This window comes from Dietzia sp. CW19, assembly GCF_014145265.1.
Taxonomy (GTDB): Bacteria; Actinomycetota; Actinomycetes; order Mycobacteriales; family Mycobacteriaceae; genus Dietzia; species Dietzia natronolimnaea.
This window is the reverse complement of sequence record NZ_JAALEE010000317.1, coordinates 1-8,029: the sequence shown is the minus strand read 5'-3', so window position 1 is coordinate 8,029 and position 8,029 is coordinate 1. Positions and strand designations below refer to the sequence as shown.

The following is an 8,029-nucleotide window of genomic DNA, read 5'->3' as shown; positions in this document are numbered from 1 at the left end:
GGCGGGTGCCGTCGTGGTGACGGTGCTGGTGGCCGGAACCGGTGTCGCCGCCGGGGCGGGTGAGACCTCGGCGGCGGGCATCAACCCCATGGACCCGACGACGAGGGCGAAGCGGCCGAGCCGACCACCGGCCATCGCCGCGAGACCGGCGTCAGTGGCGTGTGCCACGTCAGCGGGGCGAGCGCATCGGGGGCGACGTACCCGGCCATCGTCTGCTGGGCCAGCGCGGCCTGCGAGTCCAGCCGATGGTCCTCGTCCGCGTGCGTCCTGTCCCGGTTCTCGCAGTACAACCACCAACCGCCCGGCAGGATCAACGCTAGGCCGAACATCGCGAGTGCCGCGACCGAGGCGAACCCGTCCCCCACCGAGGCCGCCGCGCCCAGGAGCGTCAGTGCGCCCACACCGACACCGGCCCAGGCCAGGACCTGCTTCCACACCGGGGGCCTGAGATACGTCGGCTCAGTCAGAGACGGGTGCGACGTGGAGGGCAGGACGATCGGCATGAGAGGAGTTCTTTCCGGGAGGCGAGGGGGTCCTCACAGGGGAGGTCGCGCCACCGAGCCGGCTGCGACGCCCCGGCGAGCGACGATGTGAACACTACGCCGCCCCGGCCCCGGAACCAAAGGTTATCTTATACGCACCGGTCCTCGCGGCCGTCTCGGGCGCGCTGGCTGGGATCAGCTCGACGAGTTCGAGGGGGGACGAGTACCGTCGTGTCGTCATCGAGGCCCGTCTGCAGGGCGGGAGCACGGTGCCGGCCCGGGTCCACGGACGGCCCGTGTGGCGCACTGCTCACACCAGGGCCACCCTGTGGTTCCACGACCGCGCCGTACGCCACAGGCAGAACACCACCAACACCACCGACGCGGCCAGGAAGCCGACGGGCATGACGTCGTCGCTGGCGGCCGCGCCGGCGGCCAACTCGCCGATCATGTCGAAGCGCACGAACTCCAGCGAGCCCCCGGCGCCCATCGAGATGCCGAACGGCAGAGCGATCATCGCCAGCAGCGAGAGCACCTGTGTGGCCACGTAGACCAGGACGAACACCACGACCGGCCCGCCGGCGCCCAATGTGGCCAGCCGTCGCTCGTGCCCGACCGAGACCGAGAAGTAGTAGTAGACAGGCCAGATCAGGAACGACCCGAGTGTCACGAGCACTCCGGCCGCGATCATCCAGGCCGGTGCGGCCGTGGTCACCGTGGTCCACGCGTCGGACAGGACGGAGTACGACGGCGAGGTGAGCCCCGACTGGCGGGCGGCCGCCCACCACGTGAGCACTGCGAGCCCGGCGGTGAGGACGAGCGCGACCACGGACGCGACCATCGCCCACATCAGCTTTACCCAGAAGATGACCGACCCGCGGACCGGGATGGAGTGGGTGAAGTACCCGGTCCGGCCGTAGCCGGTGCGCCAGTAGTCGGCGGCCAGGGTCAACTGGACGGCCGGGACCGCCACGACCGCGGCCAGCATGCCCAGCGCCAGCCCGAGCTGGGACAGCAGCGGCCACCCTGCAGCCCCGAGCAGACCGCCCAGGACTCCGACGAGAGCGATCACTCCGAGTGTCGTCCCGAGGGCCCCGCGTGTGCGCAGCCACTCGTGCGTGAGCAGTGTCGTCGTCATCGGTAGGTCTCCTTGAAGATCTGGTCGAGGCTGGCGGCGTGCTGGCCGCGGAGGTCGTCGGCGTGGCCCTGCAGCAGGACCCGGCCGTGGCGCATCATCACCGCGGCGTCGAGGATGGGCTCCAGGTCGTGCACCAGGTGCGTGGAGATGAGGAGCAGGGACTCCTCGGACAGGTTGCGGACGATGCCGTCGAGGATGAGCTGACGCGCGGCCGGGTCGACGCCGGAGATGGGTTCGTCCAGCAGGAACACCCGCGCGTCGCGGGACATGGCCAGGGCGATCTGCACCTTCTCGCGCATGCCCTTGGACATCTCCTTGAGGCGCGCGGACTCGCTCAGCCCGAAGAACCCGATGAGGTCGCGGGCTTTCTCGGTCTGGAAGTCGGCGAAGAAGTCGGCGTAGAGCCGCAGGCAGTAGCTCACGCGGGCGGAGTCGGGCAGGAAGCTGGTGTCGGGCAGGAAGGACACGATCGCCTTGGACTCGGGGCCCGGGGCGTGGCCGTCGATCCGCACGGTGCCGGAGTAACCCGAGAGCACGCCGGCGAGGATCTTGAGGAGCGTGGTCTTGCCGCACCCGTTCTCGCCGAGCAGTCCCACGATCTGCCCCGGAGCGAGCTGGAGATCGAGGGCGTCCAGTGCGGTGGTGGTGCCGTACCTCATGTTGAGACCCGAGGCCTCGACGAGTGTAGTGGCCGGGGTGGCGGTCGTACTCACGTCAGACGCCTCCGTCGTGTGCATGGGCAGTGGTGTGGTCATGGTGATCCCATCTCGTGTCGAGTAGTGCTCGCGCCCTGTCGTGCGTCATCCGCAGGCCGCGGACCCGCCGGATGAACTCGTCGGCGGCCCCGGCGGCGAGGTCGGCGCGGATCTCGTCGATCCGGGCGTCATCGGAGGTGACGAACCTCCCGCTGGCCCGCTCGGACCGGCACAGCTCGAGCCGTTCCAGCTCGGCCAGCGCGCGCTGCGCGGTGTTGGGGTTGACGCCCAGATCGGCCGCCAACTCCCGGACCCCGGGCATCTTCGCGCCCGTCGGCCACTCCCCCGTCACGATGCGCCGTGAGAACTCCTCGACGAGCTGCACCCAGATCGGGGATGAGTTGTCGAACTGCATCGCCGCCCCATTCCGTATTGCTGTATTAGGTGCTTAATACAGTGACACTTCGACGCGGCGAAGTCAACGCGGGTCGCGGCGAAGTCAACGACGACCACGTTGCGTATACCCTAGGGGGTATGTATTCTCGGCAGCGAGGCTCGGACGGCACCACACACCGACCGCGGACCTCGCGACCATCCCACGATCAGAGGAGTACGACCATGTGCCGACCCGCTACCTGCAAGACCTGTGGAAAGACGACGTGGGCCGGGTGCGGAATGCACGTGGACCAGGTGATGTCCGGCGTGCCCAAGTCCCAGCGGTGCCCCGGACACGCCACCGCGCCCAAGGAGGGGTTCCTCGCGAAGATGTTCGGCAGGTAGCCGGTCACTGCGCGCGGATCAGTGCGCGCGGATCAGTGCGTCAGAACGACCTTGACCCCGACGATGGTCGCTGCGACCACCGTGAGTGCCGCAGCACTGATGAGCCGGTTCCGACTGGGCCGCTCGCCGTTGAGCCGGCCGATCACGAAGACGATGCCGCCGATCCGCACCAGCACGGTGGGCTCTGCCAGCAGCAGTGCGGTGCGGTGCTCGAGAACTCCGAGCCAGGACCAGGATGTTGCCGTAGATGTAGGCGCTGATCCGGCTCGCCGCGTCGGACCGCTCCAGCGGCGCGCCCCTGGAGAGCCATGAGTTGCGCGGCAGGGAACGCCCGTCCGTGTTCATGACGACAAGCGTGACAGACCCCGGGAGTCCGGGGCACCGAGTTCACCGTCCCGCCCCGGGCCACCGGGGGCGAGGAATACTGTGAACACGCCTGCGATTCGGTCGGCCGTGGGGAGGCGATGGGTGGACTCATCAGTGGATGTGGTGGTCGTCGGCGCCGGCATCGCCGGATTGGTCGCCGCATGCGAGTTGACCCGCGCGGGCCACGAGGTGCAGGTCCTCGAGGCCCGGGACCGCGTCGGGGGCCGTCTGCTCAACGCGACTCTGCCCGGCGGGGCTCCGATCGAGGTCGGGGGGCAGTGGGTCGGCCCCTCCCAACATCAGATCCTCGCCCTGATCGGTGAACTGGGACTGCAGACCTTCCCCACCCACGTCGCGGGTCGGCACATCGCCGAGCTGGGCGGGGCCAGGTCGGACTACTCCGGCCGGATCCCCCGCCTCGATCCCGTCACCCTGGCCGACATCGCACAGACACAGTGGCGCCTCGACCGCATGGCCGCCCGCATCCCGCTCGCGGACCCGTGGCGCGCGCCCGGCGCCGATCGCCTGGACTCGCAGACGTTCGACACCTGGCTCAGGCGCACCGCCCGCACCCCGCGGGGCCGCGGGTTCTTCCGTCTCCTCACCGAGGCCGTGTTCTCGACCGGACCCGAGGACCTGTCCGCACTGTGGGCGGGGAACTACATCGGTGCCGCCGGCGGTACCGATGCGCTGATCGACACCGCCGGAGGAGCTCAGCAGGACCGCGTGGTGGGAGGGGCGCAGACGATCGCGATCGAGATGGCGCGGGAGCTCGGTGATCGCGTGCTGCTGGACAGCCCGGTCACCGGGGTCGAGTGGGACGCCGCAGGAGCCCGCGTCCGGTCCGGCGACCGGGTGGTGAATGCGCGGCATGTGGTGGTCGCGGTGCCACCGCCCCTGGCGTCGAGGATCCGCTACTCCCCCGGCCTGCCCGGCGACCGCGACCAGCTGGTCCAGCGGATGCCCATGGGCCGGGTGATCAAGATCAACGTCGTATACCCCGAGCCGTTCTGGCGTGCCGACGGCTGGAGCGGGCAGGCGAACAGCGACACCCGACCGCTGGGCACCGTCTTCGACAACACCCCCCACGCGGGCACATCGGACGGCGGCGGGCCCGGTGTCCTGGTCGGATTCCTCGAGGGCCGACACGCGGACCGGGGCTCCCGAATGACCGCCGCCGACCGTCGCGCGCAGGTGCTCCAGGATCTCGCCGGATACTTCGGCCCCCGGGCCCTCAGTCCCGTCGACTACATCGAGCGCGACTGGGCCGAGGAGGAGTACAGCCGCGGCTGCTACGGCGCGTTCGCCGCGCCCGGGACCCTGACCCGCTTCGGCCCCCACCTCCGCCTCCCCGTCGGCCCGATCCACTGGGCCGGCACGGAGACCGCCACCCGCTGGGCCGGCTACATGGACGGGGCGGTCGAGTCGGGCCGGCGGGTGGCCGGGGAGATCGTGTGCAGCCGCTGATCCGCGCCGCCAGCCTGCGCGGATTCGGCCCGCTGGTCAGCGAACTCGGCGGAGACCCCGACCGGCTGCTCGACCGGTACGAGATCGCGCGCGAGGTGCTCGCGGACGACGACGGGCTGGTGTCGATCACCGCGCACGACCGGATGCTCGACGCGGCCGCCGCGGAACTGGGATGCCCCGATTTCGGGCTGCGGCTGGCCGATCGGCAGGACGTCTCCATCCTCGGACCGGTGGCCCGGGCGGTCCGCTCCAGCTCCACCGCCACCGAGGCGCTCGAGTGCGCGGCGAGGTTCCTGTTCGTCCACAGCCCCGCGCTGACGATCGGCGTCGACGACGACCCGTGGGACCGGCGCGGCGTGATCGCGCTGACCTACCGCAAGCAACTCTCCGAATCGCCGTACTCCCCGCAGGCCATCGAGCTGGGCCTGGGCCTGTTCCACCGGATGGCTGTGCAACTGCTCGGGCGCAGTCCGGGTCTCCGGTCCGTCGAGCTGCCCCACGGTCCACTGTCGCCCGTGGACCGCTACCTGGACTTCTTCGGCGCCGACATCAAGTTCGACCGATCCGTGGCCGCGCTGTGTGTCGAGCGCCGGATCCTGGACGCCTCGTTCGACACCGCGGACGAGGAGATCCGCCTGGCCGCCCTCGAGCACCTGGCGGGGTCGTACTCCGACCCCACCCGGTCGATGTCCGGACGGGTCCGCCGGGCGGTTGCCGAGAGCCTGCCCGGGCGGGTCCCGCCCCTCGCGGAGGTGGCGGCCTCGCTGGCGATCGGGCCCCGGACCCTGCAGCGCCACCTCGTCGTCGAGGGCACCACCTACGGTCAGGTCGTCGACGACCTGCGGCGAGACCGGTCGCACCGGTTCATCACGACCACCGACCTGTCCTTCACCCAGATCGCCGACCTGGTCGGCTTCTCCGAACAGTCCACGCTCAGCCACGCCGTACGTCGGTGGTTCGGCCTCTCCCCCGGCGGACTACGGCGCCGGGCAAGACTGTCGCACTGAGACAAGTTTTCAGGCTCCGGGCACCGGATCCTGAAAGCAGCCGCCAGAACCACGGCACCCGGAGAACCACGACGCCCGTTGTAGTACAGGAGCGATGATGCTGCGCGACCACCAGCTGAGTGACCAGAAGCTGCCGGAACACTCGTCCGAGCAGATGCTCAAGCAGATCGGCGCGCGGTCGATCCCCGAGTTCGACGGCGTCCACGACGTGTGGCCCCGGGGCGAGCGTCTCCGGGCCGTGCGCGCGGCGGCCGCCGAGTACAAGACGCGCTTCGTGCAGCAGGGTCAGGTGCGGGCGGTGCAGTCCGTGGACGTGGCCGCGGCGCCGTACCCGGTCAAGTACGCCTTCAACAACGCGGTCTCGGTCCCCAGCCTGCCGCTGATCACCATGATCAACCGGATGATCGTGGTGCAGTACGACGACTGGAACGGCCGTCCCCGCACCCTGGTGTTCGAGCCGACCGTCCCCGCCGGGTCCGCCGAGGCGCCCTTCTACGACAACCTGCAGACGCTCGTCGACCGGATCCCCGGCGGCACCCTGGCCATCAAGCTGCTCCTCAAGTACTTCAACGAGCCGGAGCAGGCGCTCGCCAAGGTCGGGCTCACGCCGCAGGACGTGGACTTCTGCACGTTCGACCACCTCCACGTGCAGGACCCACGCATGATCCTCGGCTCGACCGAGGTGATCCCCGGAGACACCGCGCCCCGCACGCCGCTCTTCGGCGATGCCAGGCTGCTGGTCCACCGGCGGGAGCTGGCCACGCTCGAGGACCTGCACCCGATGCAATGGGCCTGGTACGTCTCCGGCGGGCTCGGCGGGGTCGACCGGTCCAAGTTCGCGGTGTTCGACGGGGACATCGAGCTCGGCCCCGGTATCGCCCTGATGTGGACCCCCGGCCACACCGACGGCAACCACTCGCTGGTCATCAACACCCCGGACGGCGTCTGGGTCTCCTCGGAGAACGGCATCTCCCTGGACAACTGGCAGCCGGAGCTCTCCCGGATCCCGGGCGTGCGGCGCTACCACGAGAAGTTCGGCCGGGAGATCTGCCCCAACGCCAACACCCTGGAGGACTCGCTGGACCAGTACGACTCCATGATCAAGGAGAAGACCATGGCGGACCGGTGTCCCGGCGACCCGCGCTGGTTGCAGATCCTGCCCTCCACCGAACTGGTCCCGTGGAAGCGTTTCTGGCCCGTCGTGCCCACCTACTGCCACGGCGGTATCTCCTACGGTCAGATCCGGTCCGGACTGAGAAGCGAGAAGTGACGACGACGACGAGGTCGCGCAGCGCGCTCGTGACCGGGGCCGGACGCGGGCTGGGCAAGGACATCGCCCGGATGCTCGCCGGCCGCGGATACCGGGTGATGGTCACCGACATCGACGCCGACAGCGCCGCCGCGGCCGCCGCCGAGCTCGGAGGGGGCGCCACCTGGGCGGCCGTCGACGTGCGCGATCACTCGCAGGTCGAGGCGGCCCGGGACGCGCTGCTCGCGCAGGGCGGGCGCCTCGAGGTGTGGGTCAACAACGCCGGCGTCCTGCTCACCGGCCCGGCGTGGGAGCAGACCGAGGACCAGCGGCGTCTGCTCATGGAGGCCAATGCCCTCGGCGCGATCAACGGGACCATCGCCGCGATCGACGCGATGCGCGGCCACACCCCTGGAAGCAGCGCCGGCTCCGAGGGCGGTCCCGGAGGGGCGAGCAGCGGCGGGCACATCATCACCATCGCCTCGCTGGCCGGGATCTCCGCCGTGCCGGGTGAGGCCGTGTACGCCGCCTCCAAGCACGCCGTGATGGGGTTCAGCACCAGCACCGCCATCGACCTCAGGCTCGCGGGAGTGGACGACATCGCGATCTCCTGCATCTGCCCGGACGGGATCTGGACCCCGATGATCCACGACAAGCTGACCGATCCCCAGGCCGCCCTGTCGTTTTCCGGCTCCCTCCTCCAGTCGGGCGACGTGGTGCGCGCGGTGGGCAGGGTGCTGGACTCCCCTCGCCTGGTCACGGCCGTGCCGTCCTGGCGCGGGGCGCTCGCCCGCCTGGGTGCGACCTTCCCGCGTCTGGCCGTGGCGGGCCTGCCCCTCATGGGC

The 8,029-nt window shown here is 70.4% G+C and carries 8 protein-coding genes and 2 pseudogenes; 5 read left to right on the top strand and 5 right to left on the bottom strand.

Annotated features, from left to right (window positions below):
- Positions 1–80: 80 nt before the first annotated feature.
- From G6021_RS10015 to G6021_RS10000, 4 genes are all read right to left on the bottom strand, one after another.
- A complete protein-coding gene (locus G6021_RS10015) occupies positions 81–503 on the bottom strand; it encodes a hypothetical protein (RefSeq protein ID WP_182641201.1) in 423 nt (140 codons plus the stop codon).
- 289 nt (positions 504–792) lie between these two features.
- Positions 793–1,620: a hypothetical protein gene (locus G6021_RS10010; RefSeq protein ID WP_182641200.1), complete on the bottom strand. Its 828-nt coding sequence runs from the start codon at positions 1,618–1,620 to the stop codon at positions 793–795.
- Positions 1,617–2,333: an ABC transporter ATP-binding protein gene (locus tag G6021_RS10005; protein ID WP_347238947.1), complete on the bottom strand. Its 717-nt coding sequence runs from the start codon at positions 2,331–2,333 to the stop codon at positions 1,617–1,619. The genes G6021_RS10010 and G6021_RS10005 overlap by 4 nt, the downstream gene beginning before the upstream one ends.
- Position 2,334: 1 nt before the next feature.
- Positions 2,335–2,730 carry a GntR family transcriptional regulator gene (locus tag G6021_RS10000; protein ID WP_182641199.1) on the bottom strand — a complete coding sequence of 132 codons (396 nt, stop codon included), beginning with the start codon at positions 2,728–2,730 and terminating at the stop codon, positions 2,335–2,337.
- A 203-nt stretch (positions 2,731–2,933) separates the two neighbouring features.
- Between G6021_RS10000 and G6021_RS09995 the strand changes: the two genes are divergently transcribed.
- Positions 2,934–3,095 carry a hypothetical protein gene (locus G6021_RS09995; protein WP_179525725.1) on the top strand — a complete coding sequence of 54 codons (162 nt, stop codon included), beginning with the start codon at positions 2,934–2,936 and terminating at the stop codon, positions 3,093–3,095.
- 32 nt (positions 3,096–3,127) lie between these two features.
- On the opposite strand, the pseudogene G6021_RS09990 reads toward G6021_RS09995, so the two are convergent.
- Positions 3,128–3,440, bottom strand: a pseudogene (locus G6021_RS09990) (hypothetical protein).
- 51 nt (positions 3,441–3,491) lie between these two features.
- Between G6021_RS09990 and G6021_RS09985 the strand changes: the two are divergent.
- From G6021_RS09985 to G6021_RS09970, 4 genes and pseudogenes are all read left to right on the top strand, one after another.
- A pseudogene (locus tag G6021_RS09985) lies at positions 3,492–4,928 on the top strand (flavin monoamine oxidase family protein); the annotation flags it as partial.
- Positions 4,916–5,935: an AraC family transcriptional regulator gene (locus G6021_RS09980; RefSeq protein WP_182641197.1), complete on the top strand. Its 1,020-nt coding sequence runs from the start codon at positions 4,916–4,918 to the stop codon at positions 5,933–5,935. The pseudogene G6021_RS09985 and the gene G6021_RS09980, both read left to right, overlap by 13 nt.
- A gap of 94 nt (positions 5,936–6,029) precedes the next feature.
- Positions 6,030–7,205: a hypothetical protein gene (locus G6021_RS09975; RefSeq protein ID WP_182641196.1), complete on the top strand. Its 1,176-nt coding sequence runs from the start codon at positions 6,030–6,032 to the stop codon at positions 7,203–7,205.
- Positions 7,202–8,029, top strand: an 828-nt coding sequence (locus G6021_RS09970) for an SDR family oxidoreductase (protein ID WP_347238946.1), incomplete at its 3' end; no start/stop codon positions are given. The genes G6021_RS09975 and G6021_RS09970, both read left to right, overlap by 4 nt.

Coding starts and splice junctions, on each gene's coding strand:
- G6021_RS10015 (WP_182641201.1), bottom strand. CDS start 503: ATGCCGATCGTCCTGCCCTCCACGTCGCACCCGTCTCTGACTGAGCCG.
- G6021_RS10010 (WP_182641200.1), bottom strand. CDS start 1,620: ATGACGACGACACTGCTCACGCACGAGTGGCTGCGCACACGCGGGGCC.
- G6021_RS10000 (WP_182641199.1), bottom strand. CDS start 2,730: ATGCAGTTCGACAACTCATCCCCGATCTGGGTGCAGCTCGTCGAGGAG.
- G6021_RS09995 (WP_179525725.1), top strand. CDS start 2,934: ATGTGCCGACCCGCTACCTGCAAGACCTGTGGAAAGACGACGTGGGCC.
- G6021_RS09975 (WP_182641196.1), top strand. CDS start 6,030: ATGATGCTGCGCGACCACCAGCTGAGTGACCAGAAGCTGCCGGAACAC.